17 protein-coding genes are annotated in these 17,967 nt (G+C 43.1%); 13 read left to right on the forward strand and 4 right to left on the reverse strand.

Features of this window, described 5'->3' with window-relative positions:
- Positions 1-24 precede the first annotated feature (24 nt).
- A complete protein-coding gene (locus K3767_RS00125; protein ID WP_221171540.1) occupies positions 25-1,524 on the reverse strand; it encodes a CCA tRNA nucleotidyltransferase in 1,500 nt (499 codons plus the stop codon).
- Positions 1,525-1,728: 204 nt separating this feature from the next.
- On the reverse strand, positions 1,729-2,718 hold the full coding sequence (locus tag K3767_RS00130) for an integron integrase (protein WP_370630431.1): 990 nt from the start codon (positions 2,716-2,718) through the stop codon (positions 1,729-1,731).
- An 832-nt stretch (positions 2,719-3,550) separates the two neighbouring features.
- On the opposite strand from K3767_RS00130, the gene K3767_RS00135 reads away from it, so the two are divergent.
- The 7 genes from K3767_RS00135 to K3767_RS00165 all read left to right on the forward strand — a co-directional run bounded on the left by K3767_RS00135 (position 3,551) and on the right by K3767_RS00165 (position 8,589).
- Positions 3,551-4,354: a hypothetical protein gene (locus K3767_RS00135; protein WP_221171541.1), complete on the forward strand. Its 804-nt coding sequence runs from the start codon at positions 3,551-3,553 to the stop codon at positions 4,352-4,354.
- Positions 4,355-4,699: 345 nt separating this feature from the next.
- Positions 4,700-5,107 (forward strand): hypothetical protein, encoded by a 408-nt coding sequence (locus K3767_RS00140; protein WP_221171542.1) that lies wholly within the window; start codon positions 4,700-4,702, stop codon positions 5,105-5,107.
- Between the two features lie 80 nt (positions 5,108-5,187).
- Entirely contained in the window at positions 5,188-5,760 is a 573-nt protein-coding gene (locus tag K3767_RS00145) for a hypothetical protein (RefSeq protein ID WP_221171543.1), read from the forward strand.
- Between the two features lie 91 nt (positions 5,761-5,851).
- On the forward strand, positions 5,852-6,319 hold the full coding sequence (locus tag K3767_RS00150) for a hypothetical protein (protein WP_221171544.1): 468 nt from the start codon (positions 5,852-5,854) through the stop codon (positions 6,317-6,319).
- Positions 6,309-7,052, forward strand: a complete 744-nt coding sequence (locus tag K3767_RS00155) for a hypothetical protein (protein WP_221171545.1) — start codon at positions 6,309-6,311, stop codon at positions 7,050-7,052. Before K3767_RS00150 ends, K3767_RS00155 begins: the two co-directional genes overlap by 11 nt.
- The gene (locus K3767_RS00160) at positions 7,030-7,512 is read left to right on the forward strand and encodes a deoxynucleoside kinase (protein ID WP_255592094.1); all 483 of its coding nucleotides are present in this window, start codon (positions 7,030-7,032) and stop codon (positions 7,510-7,512) included. Before K3767_RS00155 ends, K3767_RS00160 begins: the two co-directional genes overlap by 23 nt.
- Before the next feature lie 51 nt (positions 7,513-7,563).
- Positions 7,564-8,589, forward strand: a complete 1,026-nt coding sequence (locus K3767_RS00165) for an IS630 family transposase (RefSeq protein WP_221171547.1) — start codon at positions 7,564-7,566, stop codon at positions 8,587-8,589.
- Positions 8,590-8,724: 135 nt separating this feature from the next.
- On the opposite strand, the gene K3767_RS00170 is transcribed toward K3767_RS00165, so the two are convergent.
- Positions 8,725-10,353 (reverse strand): IS1634 family transposase, encoded by a 1,629-nt coding sequence (locus K3767_RS00170; RefSeq protein ID WP_255592095.1) that lies wholly within the window; start codon positions 10,351-10,353, stop codon positions 8,725-8,727.
- A gap of 322 nt (positions 10,354-10,675) precedes the next feature.
- Between K3767_RS00170 and K3767_RS00175 the strand changes: the two genes are divergently transcribed.
- From K3767_RS00175 to K3767_RS00190, 4 genes are all read left to right on the forward strand, one after another.
- Positions 10,676-11,683: a DUF2971 domain-containing protein gene (locus K3767_RS00175; RefSeq protein ID WP_221171548.1), complete on the forward strand. Its 1,008-nt coding sequence runs from the start codon at positions 10,676-10,678 to the stop codon at positions 11,681-11,683.
- Positions 11,684-11,749: 66 nt separating this feature from the next.
- A complete protein-coding gene (locus K3767_RS00180) occupies positions 11,750-12,667 on the forward strand; it encodes a hypothetical protein (protein WP_221171549.1) in 918 nt (305 codons plus the stop codon).
- 268 nt (positions 12,668-12,935) lie between these two features.
- A complete protein-coding gene (locus K3767_RS00185) occupies positions 12,936-14,564 on the forward strand; it encodes an IS1634 family transposase (protein WP_255592095.1) in 1,629 nt (542 codons plus the stop codon).
- A gap of 243 nt (positions 14,565-14,807) precedes the next feature.
- Positions 14,808-15,671: a nuclease-related domain-containing protein gene (locus K3767_RS00190; protein WP_221171550.1), complete on the forward strand. Its 864-nt coding sequence runs from the start codon at positions 14,808-14,810 to the stop codon at positions 15,669-15,671.
- 351 nt (positions 15,672-16,022) lie between these two features.
- On the opposite strand, the gene K3767_RS00195 is transcribed toward K3767_RS00190, so the two are convergent.
- The gene (locus K3767_RS00195) at positions 16,023-17,207 is read right to left on the reverse strand and encodes an IS110 family transposase (protein WP_221171521.1); all 1,185 of its coding nucleotides are present in this window, start codon (positions 17,205-17,207) and stop codon (positions 16,023-16,025) included.
- Between the two features lie 209 nt (positions 17,208-17,416).
- On the opposite strand from K3767_RS00195, the gene K3767_RS00200 reads away from it, so the two are divergent.
- Complete coding sequence (locus tag K3767_RS00200) at positions 17,417-17,632, forward strand: hypothetical protein (RefSeq protein ID WP_221171551.1); 216 nt, start codon at positions 17,417-17,419, stop codon at positions 17,630-17,632.
- Positions 17,632-17,898, forward strand: coding sequence for a type II toxin-antitoxin system YafQ family toxin (locus tag K3767_RS00205; protein WP_370630432.1), 267 nt, complete (start codon positions 17,632-17,634; stop codon positions 17,896-17,898). Before K3767_RS00200 ends, K3767_RS00205 begins: the two co-directional genes overlap by 1 nt.
- The last annotated feature ends 69 nt before the right edge of the window (positions 17,899-17,967 follow it).

The raw sequence follows: 17,967 nt of genomic DNA on the forward strand, positions 1-17,967 counted from the left end.
CCCGAACTCTCGATTTTCGATAAATTATACCCCTTCTTTCGGCAAACGGCCTTTCAGGTACTCCCTGATCCAGGCCAGGGCCCCGGCGCGGTCTTTAACCCGGCCCTCCATTCGGGCCTCCTCCAGGGCCGAAAGGATCTCCCGAAAAACGGGACCCGGTTTCAAACCGAAAATCTCGATGAGATCGTGTCCGGTGACCAGGCGCTCCCTTTCCACCCGGGAAACGATTTCCCGGGCGAAACGATGGAGGTCCTCGAAGAGTTCCACCAGTTTGTCCGGAGTGTCCTTTTCGGAGGCCGGGCCCCGGGCGGCCAGGGCGTCGGCCAGGGCCAGGAGAAACAGAAGGGGATAATCCGGGCAGTCCCTTATCAGGCGACGGCGAGCCCTTACCGTGAGACGCCCCTCCAGGTAAAGCTCCAGCAGGAAGAAGGGCCGCATGTGGTGCCGGATGAGGGTTTGAACCTTCTTGGCAAGCGAGCGCTTCCAGCGCAATCGAGTGGCCCAGGCCTCGAACATCTCCGCGCCCACCTTCTCGTGTTCGTAGAAGGTGATGCGGTCCGATCGTTTCCCGGGAGGAGCAAAGGTGCGAGCCTTTCCGGCATCGTGAAAAAGCGCGGCGAGCTTGACCGCCACCACCCGTTCGGGATCTTTTAGAACCTCCCGGAAAGGTTCCCCGGTTCCGAAAAATTTTTCCGGGGCTTCGAGTACCTCCTCGGCCCGCCGGAGGGCCTCGAGGCTGTGCCCCAGCACATCCAGATGATGAAAGGCAGGCTGCGGCACGCCCCGGGCCTCGGCAAGTTCGGGAAAGATCACAAAAAAAACTTCGTCTTCGGCCATGAGTGAAAAAGTCTCCCCGGCCCGCTTACTTTTGAGAATGAGCATGAGCTCATGGGCAATGCGCTCCCGGGCCACCCCCAAAAGCCGTTCTCTTTCCGCCGAAAGCCACCTCCGGGTCTCCTCCTCTATCTCTCCGAAACCGAGGGCATAGAAACGATAGGCCCGGAGGATCCTCAGGGGATCATCTACAAGATTGCGGCGAGAGATGGCCCGGATCAAACCGGACTTAAGATCCCGAAGCCCCAGGCAGGGATCAAGAAGAGGCCATTCCGAAGGTGTCTTCTCAAGGGCTTCCGGAAGAGGGACCGCAAGGGCATTAAAGGTAAAGTCCCTCAACCGAAGATCCTCCTCGATGTCCACCGCTCCCGGACGAAGACCGGAAATGTCCAGACTAAAGCCTCCGTGCGCCACCCGGAAGACGCCGAAATCCTCGTGAAGCGGAACCAGGGCCCAGGAAAGCCTCCTTGCGGCTTCCTCAGCCACCTCCAGGGGGGAAAGATCTACCACCGTGAGATCCAGGTCCCCTACCCTCTCCCCCCGCAGGATGTCCCTTACGGCTCCCCCGGTAACATAAACTTCGCCTCGTCCGGCCAGTTCCTGCAAAAAGTCTCGGATCTTGGCCGAAGATTCTTTCAGCGCCAGGCCCGAAAGGAGCCCTCCGGTCTGCCCTCGGTAACCATCCCCCATGCTCGAACGCTCCACGAAATTATCTCGTCACTAGTTACCCGTTCCTAGGAGCATTTTGCTAGACATCGACGTTTTTTATCTCCCTCTCTTTCTCTCTTTCACCTTGAAAGTGGAAAATTACTTTTCCCCCTTATAGAGAGAGGTTGGGAGGGGGTAGCGTCTATTGTTTGTTGTTTGATGACCCTATTAATATCACTGAATTCCTCAGCGGTCGAGCGGACTCACCACCCCCGTGATTCTCCGTCCCACGATATGAGTGTAAATCATGGTGGTGCGCAGGCTTTTGTGACCGAGAAGTTCCTGGATGGTGCGAATGTCGTAGCCGTCCTCAAGAAGGTGGGTGGCGAAGCTGTGCCGCAGGGAATGCACCGTAGCGGGCTTTTCCACCCCGGCCTTCCGTAGCGCCTTTTTGAAGGCCCGTTGCACCGCACTGGGATGGATGTGATGCCGACGCACGGTCTCGGTCCGCGGATCTACGGAAAGATCTTTTGAAGGAAACAGCCAGAACCAGGCCCATTCTTTCCCGGCCTCGGGATATTTACGCTCAAGCGCGTACGGCAGGTATACCCCGGCCACCCCGGCCCGCCGGTCCTGATGGTAAATCTCTCGGATTTTGGCAAGATGCACCTCAAGCTCCGGCGTTAATTTCCGAGGAAACACGGTTACCCGGTCTTTGTCTCCCTTGCCGGAAAATACCGTGATCAACCCTCGTTCAAAATCCAGATCTTTTACCCGGAGTCTTACCGTCTCGCTCACCCTCAAGCCCCCGCCGTACATGAGGGCACAGATCAGGTAATAGGTTTCCTCAAGTTCCGAGAGCACGGCCTCCACCTCTTCCCGGCTCAGCACCACCGGAAGTCTTCGCTTCTCTCGGGCCTTTACGGCCTCTATGTAGGGATCTATGTTTTTCTCCAGCACCTTCCGATAGAAAAAGACCAGGGCGTTCAGGGCCTGGTTCTGGGTGGCTGGCGCCACATTTCGCTCCACGGCTAGATAAGTCAAGAAATTCTGGAAATCTTCCCCTGAGACTTCTTGTGGTAGTTTGTATTCTAGGTAGTCCGCCAGTTGTCGAATCCAATCTAGGTAAGTTTTTTCTGTGCGGTAAGAATAGTGCTTACGTCGCAATATTTTCCTGGCTTTTTCTAGGACTTCAGCCCATTCCGATTCGGCATTTAGGTTTTCTTTTTGGGAAATTGTTTCAAGAAAGTAATTGTAAAGCTTTAGGGCCCTGTCTGCCTGTTCCACTTGCCACGGTTCATATTTTTGCGATAATTTTAGAAGATACTGCTTTTTCTGAGGATGCGTAATGTTTTTTCCCGGCTCGAGATCCCATTCTCTCAAGGCTTGCATTACCCAGTTAACCATAAATGGGATCACTTTTTCTTTCTTTTCCACCTTCAAAAGAAACTTCCTAAATTCTTCCCACAATCCATCTTTTTTCATTTTTATTTGCACGCCAAAGGAAATTCTAGGAAATTATATTACCTCTCTTAATTTTGTCAAAAAAAGTTACTATTCCTTTTCAAAAGATTTATGCTATTTTCTTGAGATATTTTTAAATAATCTATCAAAATACTGAAATAGCAAAAGTTTCCAGAAAAAATTATTGAAAAAGCTGTTTGACTTTAGTGTAATTCTGATATATAGCCAGATTTAATATAGCCTTAGAGGGGGGCTATCTAAGAAAGCATAAAAGATATGTTATAAAAAGAAAATCTCAAACGGATACGCATTCTCTAAATAGATCAAGGTAAATGTAAAGGCTGGTGGTTCTCTAATTTAACTTGATTTCAAAGCAATTCTAATGGTAATATTCTTTAGTTCAGAGGTCAGGAGGGAGCCGAGGTAGAAAAAGAAGTTCTAAAGAGGCAAATCCAAACACTCCAGCAGAAGCCGCAATCAAGCAGTTGTTAAAACAGATAAACCAAAATAAAGAACTTATAACGAATCGCTGCACCTGACCGAAAATGCTGCCGCATTTTCGGCAGGTGAGTTCAATGTTAAGCCTTAAAATATGGAATAAACCATGGCGGATATAACAAACTGGTTACCGGCAATAAGTACAACATCTCTCTTTGCCTTAGCTCTGTGGTTATTCCGTTCATGGATTTCCGCAAGGCTTACAAAAAGTATAGAAAATGAATTTAATGAGAAAATTGAAAATTTAAAATCAGAATTACGGACAAAAGAATCTACTATTGAATCTCTAAGAAGTGCTGCTATGTCTGGGCTGGTTAGTCGGCAGGCCAAATTGTATGAACGACAACTTGAAGCAATAGATCAAATTTGGGAGGCTGTAACCGAGCTTGGCAAGGCAAAAGGAATATCAGTGACGATGGCAATAGTTAAATATGAAGAGGCTGCTAAAGAAGCTGCTGCAAATCCACGTTTCAGACAAGTATTTGAAATCATGGGAGCAGGTTTTGATGTTAAAAATATCAAACTTGGTACAGCAGCCAAAGCTCGTCCATTTTTGACCCCACTGGCATGGGCATATTACAACGCATATCAAGCGATAATTCTTCTAGATGTAATGAAATTTGAAACGTTAAGGCTTGGTCTTGAGTCACCGGAACGTTTTATTAATATAGATGGAGTAAAAGATATAGTAAAAGCTGTGTTGCCCCATCATTCTGATTATTTGGATAAATTTGGGAGTGGCGGCCTTCATTTCCTGCTTGATGAAATAGAACGTCTCCTACTTGTTGAACTACAGAATATACAAAAAGGCATTATAGCTGACCAAGAAAATACAGAAAGAGCTGCGGAAATATTAAAAGCATCAAATAAAGTGATTGAATCGATTACTAAAGAGACAAGCAAGGCTTAACAATGTGCTTCACCTGACCGCTATTCCGCTGGCGCTTCATAGCGGCAGGTGAGCTTGGTCGTTAGCCCTATATATGAATGACGAATAAGGAAGGGTATGACAATAATTGAAGGACTGAATCAAGTAGAAAAAGATATTTTGAATGTGATAATAAAATGGGAGAAAGCAAATAATCACCGTGTGCCTTATGGTTTCTCTCATACTCTTCCCTACAATGAGTTAGGGACGAGCCGATCTTCAGAAGAAGATATAAAAAGAACTCTAGAAAGGTTGGTTTAAAAGAAAATACTCAATAAAAAAGATGATGGTTCATATATATTAACCGAAGAAACTTTCAATGCCTTAATGAAAAAAATGAATGGACATAAGCATAATGCGGATAAACATTATTTTAATGAGAATGTGTTAGCTGAAATTGAAAAAGAATTTTCTAAGTGGAAAGAATTTTTAAATATTACTATAGGATTATTTAGTTTTAACTTAGCAATATCATGCCTTGGGACCAAAAATCCTAAATTATGGGCGCTTGTTTCATTTATATTTGTTGGAATTTTATTAGGTTATGGGAATAAGTACTTTCCTCAAAAAATCAAAGAATTACGAAAAGCGGACCTGAATAAAATAGATAAATTAACATTAAAAGGTCTAGAAGTGGAATATTTTGGTTTTAAGAATTTTTGGAAGCACTGCCCATTATATTTACTTGGTTTTTTATTCTTGGCTTTATTAGCTTTGGGAGTAATTAAGGGCTAACAATGCGCTTCACTGGACTGGCATTACGCTGCGCTCCATGCCAGCCAGTGAGCTTGGTTGTTAGGAAATTTAAAATCTAAATGATCAGAACTTACAAAAAACAATTTGAATCTAAAAAGGTAGAAAAGATAGACAACCTAATAAAAAGGATTAAAAGAATAAAAATGCCAGGTAGTGTTAGTAAATATTATGCTCATGAATTATTATTATGTTTACAAGCGGGCGCTCTACTTGGATCTTTGTGTATAACCTCTGCTCTTTTAGAGATATTTGTAAGGGAATTAGCAATCAAATATTCAGCTTTAGCTTCATCAAATTCAGATCTTTATAAGAAATTGGCTCTTTTACAAAAACAGCTGGAAGAAAAAAGAAATTTAAGTTTTAAACAATTAATTAACGGTTTAGCTTCTTGTGGATTATTCTCAGAAGACGATGCTGAACAGGCGAAAGAATTTTATGATAGTGTTCGTATTCCTATTCATCACGGATTACCGGCAAGATTTGTCGAAATACAAAACGATATAATAGCAGCTTTAAATGAAATATTTACTTTCCCAATTGGTATGCACGAATTTGAAGAAGTTATAGAAGATCGATCTTTGGATTTAATTGAAATAGTAATAGGTATTATTGAACGAAATAATTTTAAGTGAATTGTCTAACAACCCGCTTCAGCGGACGGCGCTTTCCAGCGCCGCTGTTGAATTTAGACGTTAGGCACAACCACACTTGAGGAGGAATTAGATGAGCAAAATTCGTATTCGAGTCGGTGACATTGAGATTGAATTTGAAGGCAGTGAAGAATTTATTAAAGAGCAAATTCCTGAACTCCTTCAGGAAATAGCTGATATGAAAGGACCGTTTACGGTAGAGGAAGAGGCGGAGGAAATGCCTCCAGAAGAACATCAGAAATTTATTGACTTTAGTGTAGCAACTATTGCGGAGAAGATAAACGCTAAAACTGGCAAGGAATTGGTAGTCGCTGCAGCTGCTTACCTAACCTTCGTGGAGAACATCCCCTCGTTTTCCCGACGTGAGATTCTTAATGCTATGAAAGCCGCCTCGCATCACTACCAAAAGAATTACAGCAAAAACTTATCTCGATATCTACAGCAACTTCTTCGTGAGCAGATATTGAACCAAACTTCGTCCGGCACTTATACACTCTCTGCACCAGCTCGAAAGGAATTGGAGCGAAAAATTGTTGGATAAAACTTTGCTAGTAGATATACTGCAAATATCAGATTTATCAAGAACGGATAAACTTTTGCTTTGCTTGGCTGTAGATAGCAAGCGGCCCAAACAAGTTCGTGAGATACGTGACATTGCTTATGAAGCGGGGCTGCGGGAGGTTAAGAAGTGGAATGTGTCAGACTATCTAAGAAAAGCTGTGCCCTTTGTCGCTAACACTAAGGATGGATGGTGTCTGACCACAGCTGGCCAACAACGTGTGCGCGAGATCCTTGAAAATAAGAACCTAGCTCTTTTGCCTCCCAAGGACGTTGCCGTTAATCTTCGCAAAGAATTGGAGCGGATACCCGAAGCCATAACGGCTGCTTTCGTTGAGGAAGCTATCAAATGTTATGAATACCAACTTTATAGGGCTTTTGTAGTGTTGTCTTGGACTGGCGCTGTCGCTGTATTATACGACCATATACTTTCTGATTCTGATCGGTTGCTGACTTTCAATGCTGAGGCCCGGCGACGTAATGCGAGATGGAGAGATGCTACAACTAAGGATGACTTGGCGCGCATGAAAGAAAGTGATTTCTTGGACATCTTGGAAGCTATTTCCGTGATTGGCAAGAATACCAAGCAGCAACTCAAGGAATGCTTGCGGCTTAGAAATGCCTGTGCACATCCCAGCACCTTACAAATCGGCCCTCACAAGGTGGCGGCTCACTTGGAGGTTCTTATCTTGAATGTCTTCTCGAAATTCGTGTAAGCCTAAACGCGTCCGGCGGACGGGCTTCGCCTCGCTCCGCTCGGCTCCGCCCGCCGCTGACGCCCTCGTTAGAAAGATGACTTTTATTTTAAATATAGCCGGTCCACCAGGTTCAGGCAAAACAACTTTAGCTAAAATTATTGCTAAAGCTTTAAATTGGAAATATATCGCCTATGATAATATAGAATCTACAGATATAGAAAAATTGTTTAAAAATCCTAAAATGTGGGCTTTTCCAATGCAAGTTAAATTTCTAATTAGTAAAGTAACTTCCATTTTATTAGCATTAAATGAGAGATGTAATATTGTAATAGATCGTTCTGTTTATGAAGATATGGATATTTTTGCGAAGTATTTTTTTCTTAAAGGTTATATATCTGGAAAAGATTATAAACTATATTGTTATTTATCTAATATAATTTTAAGGGTGCTCCCAAAACCCCATCTTTTAATATATTAATGGGAGCGGAAAATGTATGACAGGGGGAAATTTTTATGGTAAACTAATTTTATGAAAGATGCTCGCTATTTATCCCCAAAAGCACAGGAAGCCATAAGACTTAGAGCCGTCCGAGCTGTTCTCAATGGCCAGTCTCAAACCCAGGTGGCCAAAACTTTTGGTGTGGCCAGAGGAACGGTTTCGAGATGGCTCAAGATCTATCGGGAAAAAGGCGAAGAGGCCCTTTTGGCCAAACCTCGCGGACGACCTAAGGGAGGAAAGCTTTTAGGCTGGCAGGTAGCTACTATTTGCAACCTCATTCGAGATCGTTATCCAGACCAGATGAAGCTTCCCTTTGCCCTTTGGACCAGAGAGGCTGTGGGGCAGCTCATAGAGAGGGAGTTTGGGATCAAGCTATCGGTATGGACGGTAGGGCGGTATTTGAGGCGGTGGGGGTTTACGCCGCAGAAGCCTTTGAAGCGGGCTTATGAACAGAATCCTAAGGAAGTGAAGGCGTGGCTTGAGGAGGAATATCCACAGATCAAGCAGAAGGCTCGGGAGGAAGGAGCGGAGATTTACTGGGGAGACGAGACGGGAATCAGGTCTGACCATCAGGCAGGAAGGAGTTGGGCCCCTAAGGGGGAGACCCCGGTGGTGGAAGTAAGCGGCAAGCGATTTCGGTTCAACATGATATCGGCCATAAGCAACCGAGGGAAGTTGAAATTCATGATTTTTGGGGAGCGGTTTAATACGGAGATATTTATCGAATTTTTGCGAAGGCTCATAAGATCCAACGAAAAGAGGAAGATATTTCTGATCGTTGACAATCATAGGGTGCATCATGCGAAGAAGGTGTCAGAGTGGGTGAGGAGACATAAAGGAGAGATAGAGCTTTTCTTTTTACCGAAATACAGTCCGGAGTTGAATCCGGATGAATATTTGAATCAAGATGTGAAGACAAATGCAGTGGGAAGGAGGAAGTCCCGGACGAAAGAAGAATTGATGGGCAACGTGAGGAGCTATTTGATGAGTACGCAGAGGCAGCCGGAGATAGTGAAGAGTTACTTTCGCGCCCCGGCAGTCAGATATGCCATGTAATGTCACACATTAATTGCTCGGATTAATATATAACGTCTAAAATCAGCGGCCCTCCAGTATTGCTAGGTCCTCTGAAAAGGTTTGTTAGCTTTTTATACCCAACTTTGACACCCCGGGCAAAAAAATTCTCTTGTATCAACGGTTTTCGGGCACACTACCTCCACGTTCCACAACACCTTCTTCCTCTCCTGCCTCCAGCACCCTTCCCGGCACCCTCATACCCACCGCCCTGAACGCCTCATACGCCCTCCCCTCAAGCTCCGTCCTCACCAAATACTTCTTCCCGTCAACCGCAACCTCCACCGCCTTGAGCCTCTCAAGATCCCTCATCACCTCCCTGTAAGACCCCTTACATCCCGCCTCCTTAAGCCTCCTCATCATCACCACCTCCAGCACAAAGGCCAAAAAGCAAACCATTATGTGGCCCCGTATCCGCTTCTCTGTCCAGTGATAAATAGGCCTCAGCTCCAAACCACTCTTGATCTCCCGAAAAGCCCTCTCCACCCTCCAAAGATCCCTATACGCCAGCGCCGCCTCCTCCACCCCAAGCTCCGTATTCGTCTCAAGCACATACTTCCCATCATACCGCGCCTCCTCCTCCAATACCTCCCGATCTATCGTAACCTCCGCCCCCTTCACCTTCAAATATCGACGATAACCCCTATTCCCTATAAGCCCCTTAAGACCACCCGCCTTAAGCTTCTCCTCAAGCTTCCTTACCACCTCCTCCCTCGCAGCCCTCTCCCTCTCCGCCTCCTCCGGATTAAAACAAACCAGGTAACGCCTGCCTTCATGCCAGACCTCTTTTACCCTCAAATTCCCTTTCACCTTCCGGAAACGGCCCCCTCTACCCAAAACCTCCTTCATGGCCCTAAGCTTCCGCATCCTCACCCCCACCAAATACTCAAGCCCCAAAGCCTCGATCTCCTCCAAAATCTTCCGGCTCACCATCCCACGGTCAGCCACCAAAATCACCCGCCTCACCCGAAACCGACCCCGCAACTCCTTAAGCACCGCCCAAAATGTCTCTACATCCGCCGTAGCCCCGGGAAACACCTCGTGCCCTATCGGCATCCCCTCCCGCGTCATAAGTAAACCCAATATCACCTGCACACGGTCCGGCCTCCGGTCCTTCGAATATCCATACTCGCAAAACCCCTCCGCCCCTCTCCCCTCAAAATACGCGCTCGTCGTGTCCCAAAACACCAAATCAAGCTCCAGACTGAAAAGATCCTTTATCCTCTCGAAAAGCTCTACCTCAATCTCGTCCTTATGATCGGCCAAAAAATCAAGAGCCCGGTAAAAATGATGAAGCTCAAGCCTCTCAAACTCCGGCCGATATACCGTCTCCTTCCATCGGCTAACCCCAAGCTTCGAGGCCGGGTCACAGAGCCTGTTCAAAACCATGGCAAAAACCGCTTCTTCCACATCTATGGAAATTTCCGTCCCAGAAAGAAGCTTCCTCAGAATCCTATCAAGCTTAAGATCTTCCCATAGCCTTCTAAAGATCAACGCCGGACCGAAATCCTTGGCCCATTTGGCCTCAAGGGATCGGGCACAAGCCTCTATCCATTGCCTCCGGGAAAACCTGGCCAGCCCTTCTATCAGCTTGTCCAGTTGACCCTCCTTAAGTTTTTCCAGCCGTCCCAGGTTGGCTACGATCCTCTGGCGTACTTTTCCGTTAACCCGCTTGCCCTCAACGATATAGAGGTAGGTCCTGGTGGAGCCGTCTTTGTTTTTGAAGGTTTTGGTGCGGATATACATAGCACTAAAATAGTAGCATGATTTTCTTGTTTGTCAAGATGTAATTTTGTAGGCATAGCACAACATTTGAAGGCTAAGAGGATGAGTCGTAGGTGGAAGGAGGGAATTAGAGGGGCATTTAGGGGTTATTTCGGGCCGAAAATGCTCACTTGAGATTCCCCAGCCCCTTCCGACTGTCAAACTTGGGCTTGACTTTTTGTACAAATTATGGTATAATGATTAAATACGGAGGGGGATATTAGGGGGCCCAGCAACAAGTCGCTTGAGCAGAACAGGTCTTCGATCTTTTCTGCTCAGCTGCGGCGTCTGTTAGAAATATGAAATGAATTACACAATTACACAATTAAACAACACTATGTACAACAAATTAAATGATTTCATCGAAAATACTAAATTTGGTTTTCTCAGAGCTGCATGGACTGCATCAAGCGGGTATTTAAAAAAGTATGGAGATATATTTTACTATCGAGGTGATCTAATTTTTCATTATACTGATCTTAATGGTTTAATAGGAATTTTAACTAATAAAGGATTCTGGTTGTCTGATGCGAGATATTTAAATGATGCGGAAGAATTATACAATGGTGCTAATTTAGCTAAACAATTAATAAAAAAGTTGATATCTAAGCAACGTTACAATCATTTCAAAAAAGTCCTTGAAGATACTCTTGAAAAGCTTGAAACTTCTTCTTTTGAAAATCATTACATATGTTCATTTACAATGGTTGCAGATACATTAGAACACTGGAGAGCATATGGAGAGAATGGCGCTGGCATATGCATAGGATTTAGCCTAAAACAAAAAACTGAATATCCACATTTTTTTCTCTTTCCACAGTATTATGTAGGAAAAGTTATATATAAAGATCAGCAAAAAACTGAAATATTGCTTTCCATAATACATAAATATAATCACGAATTTATGCGAGATTTAAAAGAGAATAAGTATAATATCAAAATGTATAACGAAGAATATGTTAATGCGATGTTTCATTCATTGTCTTCGGTTTTTGTTAATTTTAAAAATAAAGCTTTTCAAACAGAGCAAGAAGTTCGTCTTATCGATTCGTCTGGAAATTTAGACTTCTATGAAAAAAAACGTTATAGAGTATCAAATGGAGTAATTGTTCCGTACGTATGTACTTATGAAACAAAATTAAAAGACAGTTCAGGAAAAAGAATATATCCTGACAAATTGCCAATTACTAAGATTATAGTAGGACCTTTAGCAAAACAAAATATAATAATTCAAAGTATTAAAGATTTTCTTAATGATCTTGGCTATAGCGATGTAGAGATATTGAAATCAAAAATTCCATATAGAGGTTAATTAAGAAACCTAACAAATCTTTTCACCCGATACAGCGGGCGGGTGAATTGGGACGTTAGAATAACAATGTATAAAATAGAATGTCCTTTTAAAATTATTGCTTCCCATTGTATTGAAGAATCTGGTTTTATTGGGTCAAATTATATAGAATTACGTGTTCCTCATACAATAAGCAATCCTTTTGGATTAACTAACACAGAAGTTAATATAAATAAAACTTATGAAGATTCATACAAATTTTCCATTATTTCTAGCTCTTTATGCACCAAAGAAGATCAAATAAATTTTATAGATTGTTTAGCAAAATTTTTTTCATTTTATATTAACGCTACAGAACCAAATCCTCATTATGGGACCTTTTTTATTAAAATTGACTGGTTTCATCTTAATATAACAAATACGACAAAAAATTTTCAAAATACTATATCGCTACGAGATGGTTTATCGATAACTACTAAAAGAATCTTTGATTTGTCAGTAGTTCCTTGGTCCATAAATCTGAATAATGATATATTAAATGACTTATTGCACTTTTATTATTCTGGTTCGAAAGAAGAACATGAAAAATCTAAATATTTTCATTGGTTTTTAATTTTAGAATATTTAGAACATACAAATAAATACAAAAAAATGTTTTCTGACCCTTTATTTGAAGGAATAGAAAAAATCAAAATAGAAAAACTTGCAGATTTTATGAAAGATGATAGAAAAAAGAGTATAATCAAAGGATTATTAAGGTACACTAAAAAGAAAAGAAGTGAAAAATTATTAGAATTCTTGAAATACCTTGGCATCATTAAATATAAATCTTTCGATAAAATTCTTAAACTTAACGAACAAATTGTTAAAGAATTGATTGATGAACGTAATAGAATATTCCATATAGGAGAAAGTGTATCAAAAAGTTTGTTGTGGGGGCATCTATTTCCTATTGTAACAAAAATCCTTGAAATAGTATCTCTAAATCCAGAATTGTTGCTATAACCCAAGTTTGACAGTCGGAAGGGGCTGGGGAATCTCAAGTGAGCATTTTCGGCCCGAAATAACCCCTAAATGCCCCTCTAACCCAAGTTTGACAGTCGGAAGGGGCTGGGGAATCTCAAGTGAGCATTTTCGGCCCGAAATAACCCCTAAATGCCCCTCTAATTCCCTCCTTCCACCTACGACTCATCCTCTTAGCCTTCAAATGTTGTGCTATGCCTACAAAATTACATCTTGACAAACAAGAAAATCATGCTACTATTTTAGTGCTATGTATATCCGCACCAAAACCTTCAAAAACAAAGACGGCTCCACCAGGACCTACCTCTATATCGTTGAGGGCAAGCGGGTTAACGGAAAAGTACGCCAGAGGATCGTAGCCAACCTGGGACGGCTGGAAAAACTTAAGGAGGGTCAACTGGACAAGCTGATAGAAGGGCTGGCCAGGTTTTCCCGGAGGCAATGGATAGAGGCTTGTGCCCGATCCCTTGAGGCCAAATGGGCCAAGGATTTCGGTCCGGCGTTGATCTTTAGAAGGCTATGGGAAGATCTTAAGCTTGATAGGATTCTGAGGAAGCTTCTTTCTGGGACGGAAATTTCCATAGATGTGGAAGAAGCGGTTTTTGCCATGGTTTTGAACAGGCTCTGTGACCCGGCCTCGAAGCTTGGGGTTAGCCGATGGAAGGAGACGGTATATCGGCCGGAGTTTGAGAGGCTTGAGCTTCATCATTTTTACCGGGCTCTTGATTTTTTGGCCGATCATAAGGACGAGATTGAGGTAGAGCTTTTCGAGAGGATAAAGGATCTTTTCAGTCTGGAGCTTGATTTGGTGTTTTGGGACACGACGAGCGCGTATTTTGAGGGGAGAGGGGCGGAGGGGTTTTGCGAGTATGGATATTCGAAGGACCGGAGGCCGGACCGTGTGCAGGTGATATTGGGTTTACTTATGACGCGGGAGGGGATGCCGATAGGGCACGAGGTGTTTCCCGGGGCTACGGCGGATGTAGAGACATTTTGGGCGGTGCTTAAGGAGTTGCGGGGTCGGTTTCGGGTGAGGCGGGTGATTTTGGTGGCTGACCGTGGGATGGTGAGCCGGAAGATTTTGGAGGAGATCGAGGCTTTGGGGCTTGAGTATTTGGTGGGGGTGAGGATGCGGAAGCTTAGGGCCATGAAGGAGGTTTTGGGTAGAGGGGGCCGTTTCCGGAAGGTGAAAGGGAATTTGAGGGTAAAAGAGGTCTGGCATGAAGGCAGGCGTTACCTGGTTTGTTTTAATCCGGAGGAGGCGGAGAGGGAGAGGGCTGCGAGGGAGGAGGTGGTAAGGAAGCTTGAGGAGAAGCTTAAGGCGGGTGGTCTTAAGGGGCTTATAGGGAATAGGGGTTATCGTCGATATTTGAAGGTGAAGGGGGCGGAGGTTACGATAGATCGGGAGGTATTGGAGGAGGAGGCGCGGTATGATGGGAAGTATGTGCTTGAGACGAATACGGAGCTTGGGGTGGAGGAGGCGGCGCTGGCGTATAGGGATCTTTGGAGGGTGGAGAGGGCTTTTCGGGAGATCAAGAGTGGTTTGGAGCTGAGGCCTATTTATCACTGGACAGAGAAGCGGATACGGGGCCACATAATGGTTTGCTTTTTGGCCTTTGTGCTGGAGGTGGTGATGATGAGGAGGCTTAAGGAGGCGGGATGTAAGGGGTCTTACAGGGAGGTGATGAGGGATCTTGAGAGGCTCAAGGCGGTGGAGGTTGCGGTTGACGGGAAGAAGTATTTGGTGAGGACGGAGCTTGAGGGGAGGGCGTATGAGGCGTTCAGGGCGGTGGGTATGAGGGTGCCGGGAAGGGTGCTGGAGGCAGGAGAGGAAGAAGGTGTTGTGGAACGTGGAGGTAGTGTGCCCGAAAACCGTTGATACAAGAGAATTTTTTTGCCCGGGGTGTCAAAGTTGGGTATAACTCATATTGGAGACAAAGTTATCTTTTTAGATAAAAATCAAAAAAATTTTATTCTTTATCGAGATAAAAATATAAAATCCATCTCAATCGTAATAGAAAATAAGATGCATGAAAATTCTAACAAACCTCTTCAGCGGACCGGCGTATCCGCCGTCCGCTGAGTTTGGACGTTAGAAGTAAAAATAGAGCGATAATCAATTATGATCATAAAAGATCGTGATTCAAGAAAGAGAGATATTAGAGAATTAAAAAAATTATTGTCTTTTTATAACCTTTCTCCAAAGCAAAGATTTCTCATAGAACGTGAAATATATGCAATTAAAAGAGGAGAATCAGGAGAAGAAGATTCTGCTTATTATATTAATTTTTATTACGGCGACTCTAAAAATTGGGCTGTTATACATGATCTAAGAATAGAATTTAATGGAAAAGCCGCACAGATTGATCATATTCTAATAAATCGCTTTTTCGATATATATGTATTAGAATCAAAAAATTATAGGTACGGCCTTCGAATAACAGAATCAGGAGAATTTGAAGTAAAATATAAGAATTACTATATTGGAATTCCATCTCCAATCGAACAAAATAAGCGTCATATAGAATTACTTTCAAAGTTTATAAAAGCCCAAAATCTTTTACCAAAAAGAGTTGGAATAAAGATACAACCTCGTTTTTTTAATTATATATTAGTATCTCCAAAAGCAATAATTAGGCGTCCCAAATCAAAAAAATTTGATTTTTCCAATGTCATAAAAGCTGATATGTTAGCTACTATTATAGAAAAGAATACTGAAGAAATAAACACTTTAGATACTTTTAAATATGTCTTTAAAATGAGTTCTTTTTCTATAGTAGAAGAATTTGCTAAAAAGCTAGTAGCTTATCATAAACCTATTACTATAGATTGGATAAAAAGATTTGGCATTAAAGATGTAAAAAGATATTTTTGTTTTAAATGCGGTGCAATGATTTCAGAAAATGAGGCCAAATTTTGCTGGAATAATAAAAAGAAATTTAAAGGTAAGGCTTTTTGTTTCAAGTGTCAAAAAGAATTTTATTAATGGGGTCATCAAAGAGTCGACATTTTATGCGTCCCCAAAGCCTTGATATTTAAAGGATTCCAATGTCGGGAAAAAGATGCTCCCATTAATAAAAGAATTGCCTAACAACCCGCTTCAGCGGATCGGCATAACCGCCGGCCGCTGAGTTTGGGCGTTAGAAAAAAAATATAAAATTTGGCTTTTCCCTGAAGTTCGGTAATATTTTAGAAAGGAAAAACCTGTGGGGGCATTGATTGGCCCCGCAAAAATAAAAAATAAAAGGGACTAGTTCGTTCGGGGGGAATGCCTCTAACAGAAAGGAAATAGTTAAATTCTCTGATTAAACAGGAGTCAACTATCAGGAATTGATAGCTAGGCATGGGGCACCCCCGCAGGAGCAAGTTTAGAAGGATCGAAGAATTGATTACGAGTAGAGAGGGCATAGATTACCCGGATCAGTTTGTTAACTACGGCTATCATGGCTTTTTTATAGCTTCTGAACTGGGTGTATTTCCTTCGGAAGTAATGCTGAAAAGTTTTCTCCCACTTGACCGTTCCTACGGCCATCTGGAAGAGGATATTTCGAAGGTAAGGATTTCCCTGTTTGGAGATGTTCATACGGACCTTCCATTTTCCGGATTGTTTGACCACGGGATCTGTTCCGGCATATTTGATCAGTTTTTTGGCGTTACTGAAGCGTTTTATGTTTTCGACTTCGGCCAGGAACCTGGAGGCGAGGTCGCGGGAGATGCCTTTTATGGAGGAGAGGCATTCCAGCTGAGTTTTCATGGTAGTTTCGATCTCCGTCTGGAGGTCTTTTTCCAGTTTTTCGATCATGGATTGGAGGAAGAAGATCTTTTGGATGTAAATTTGGAGGATTTTTTCCAGGCCTTTATGAGAGATCCCCACCGAGTTTTGGGCCACCTGCACGAGGTCTTGAGCGGAGAAGGAAGGTTTACGGCCCGGCAGTCGGGAGAGGATATAGTCTATTTTTCCCCAACCGGCTTTGGCAATTCTTTTAGCGGAGGGGTAGCGGCTGAGGATTTCAAGGAAGGCCCGAGAGAAGACATTGAAGTGTTTTTCGGCTTCGGGGAAAAGGGCGGCGAGGGAGTGTTTGATTTGGGTTTTGGCCTCGGCGATTTCCTGTTTGAGTTTTTGGATTTGTCGGGCCAGGAGTTTGGTTTCGGAGGGGAGGGTAGCTGGTTTAAGGAGGTGGGGATTGGAGAGGGCAAAGAGCGCCAGGAGGAAGGCGTCTTTTTTATCGGACTTAGAGGGGTTGTTAGCGGAGACGAACCGGACGAAGTGATGAACCATTTTAGGGTTGAGGAGGGATACCCGGAAGTCCTGGTCCAGGAGGAAGGCGAGGAGAGGGAGGTGGAAGCGTCCGGAGGATTCAAGGACGATATGGTTTGGGGTATAGGCGGAGAGAGTTTGGAGGAAGTCTTCGAAGCCTTTGGAAGACATGGGGAGGTTTTTGGATACGAGCTTTCCCTTTTGTGGGTGAAGGATACAGAACTGGAAGGAATTTTTGGCGACATCGATACCTATGTAGAACATAGGCTACCTCCTGGGATAAGGTATATGTCCCTCAGCTCCATCCTCCCGTTTGGCAGGGGCTTTTGCGCCCAACCAACCAATTGGGAGTTGAGGGACAGAGGGACAGACTCCTATAGAGGCTTCCAAGCCTACGAAAAATGGAGTCCTTGTCCCTCTATAAACTTTATCTCGGGAATGGATATAACATAATTCATTGCAGGAGGAAATAAATGGAAGTAAGGTATGACATTTTATTGGAAAATATTAAAAAACTGCCCCTATCTGAAAAGGAAGAACTTAAAAATTTAATAGAAAAATACATTATAGAAGAAAAACGAGAAAAAATTTATGAAAATTATTTGAAAAGTCTTAATGAATATAAAGAAAATAGATTGCAATTTTCTTCTGATATAAATGAACTTAGAAAAAATATGGAACTTGAATGATAGAAATATCATTTAGTTCATCTTTTAAGAGAGCTTTCAAAAAGAGAATAAAAAGAAATAAAGAATTAGAAGAGATATTTTGGAAGAAATTAGAGAAATTTATAGAAAATCCATTTGCTAAAGAGCTTAGAACTCACAAATTAACAGGGAAATTGAAAGATTTATGGAGTTTTAGTTTAGAATATGATTTAAGGATTATATTCTTTTTTGCTGAAGATAATAAAGTTGTTTTGATTGATATAGGAACTCACGAAGAAGTTTATTAAAGAATAGATTTTTTCTAACAATCCGCTTCAGCGGATCGGCGGATACGCCGGCCGCTGATTTTAAGCGTT

It is taken from the genome of Thermosulfurimonas sp. F29 (assembly GCF_019688735.1).
Classification (GTDB): Bacteria; Desulfobacterota; Thermodesulfobacteria; order Thermodesulfobacteriales; family Thermodesulfobacteriaceae; genus Thermosulfurimonas_A.

Excerpts from the sequence above, each read along its gene's own strand:
- K3767_RS00125 (WP_221171540.1), bottom strand. The coding sequence starts at position 1,524 with ATGGGGGATGGTTACCGAGGGCAGACCGGAGGGCTCCTTTCGGGCCTG.
- K3767_RS00170 (WP_255592095.1), bottom strand. The coding sequence starts at position 10,353 with ATGTATATCCGCACCAAAACCTTCAAAAACAAAGACGGCTCCACCAGG.
- K3767_RS00195 (WP_221171521.1), bottom strand. The coding sequence starts at position 17,207 with ATGTTCTACATAGGTATCGATGTCGCCAAAAATTCCTTCCAGTTCTGT.
- K3767_RS00160 (WP_255592094.1), top strand. The coding sequence starts at position 7,030 with ATGTCTTCTCGAAATTCGTGTAAGCCTAAACGCGTCCGGCGGACGGGC.
- K3767_RS00200 (WP_221171551.1), top strand. The coding sequence starts at position 17,417 with ATGGAAGTAAGGTATGACATTTTATTGGAAAATATTAAAAAACTGCCC.
- K3767_RS00150 (WP_221171544.1), top strand. The coding sequence starts at position 5,852 with ATGAGCAAAATTCGTATTCGAGTCGGTGACATTGAGATTGAATTTGAA.
- K3767_RS00190 (WP_221171550.1), top strand. The coding sequence starts at position 14,808 with ATGATCATAAAAGATCGTGATTCAAGAAAGAGAGATATTAGAGAATTA.
- K3767_RS00145 (WP_221171543.1), top strand. The coding sequence starts at position 5,188 with ATGATCAGAACTTACAAAAAACAATTTGAATCTAAAAAGGTAGAAAAG.
- K3767_RS00135 (WP_221171541.1), top strand. The coding sequence starts at position 3,551 with ATGGCGGATATAACAAACTGGTTACCGGCAATAAGTACAACATCTCTC.
- K3767_RS00140 (WP_221171542.1), top strand. The coding sequence starts at position 4,700 with ATGAAAAAAATGAATGGACATAAGCATAATGCGGATAAACATTATTTT.
- K3767_RS00180 (WP_221171549.1), top strand. The coding sequence starts at position 11,750 with ATGTATAAAATAGAATGTCCTTTTAAAATTATTGCTTCCCATTGTATT.
- K3767_RS00175 (WP_221171548.1), top strand. The coding sequence starts at position 10,676 with ATGAATTACACAATTACACAATTAAACAACACTATGTACAACAAATTA.
- K3767_RS00165 (WP_221171547.1), top strand. The coding sequence starts at position 7,564 with ATGAAAGATGCTCGCTATTTATCCCCAAAAGCACAGGAAGCCATAAGA.
- K3767_RS00185 (WP_255592095.1), top strand. The coding sequence starts at position 12,936 with ATGTATATCCGCACCAAAACCTTCAAAAACAAAGACGGCTCCACCAGG.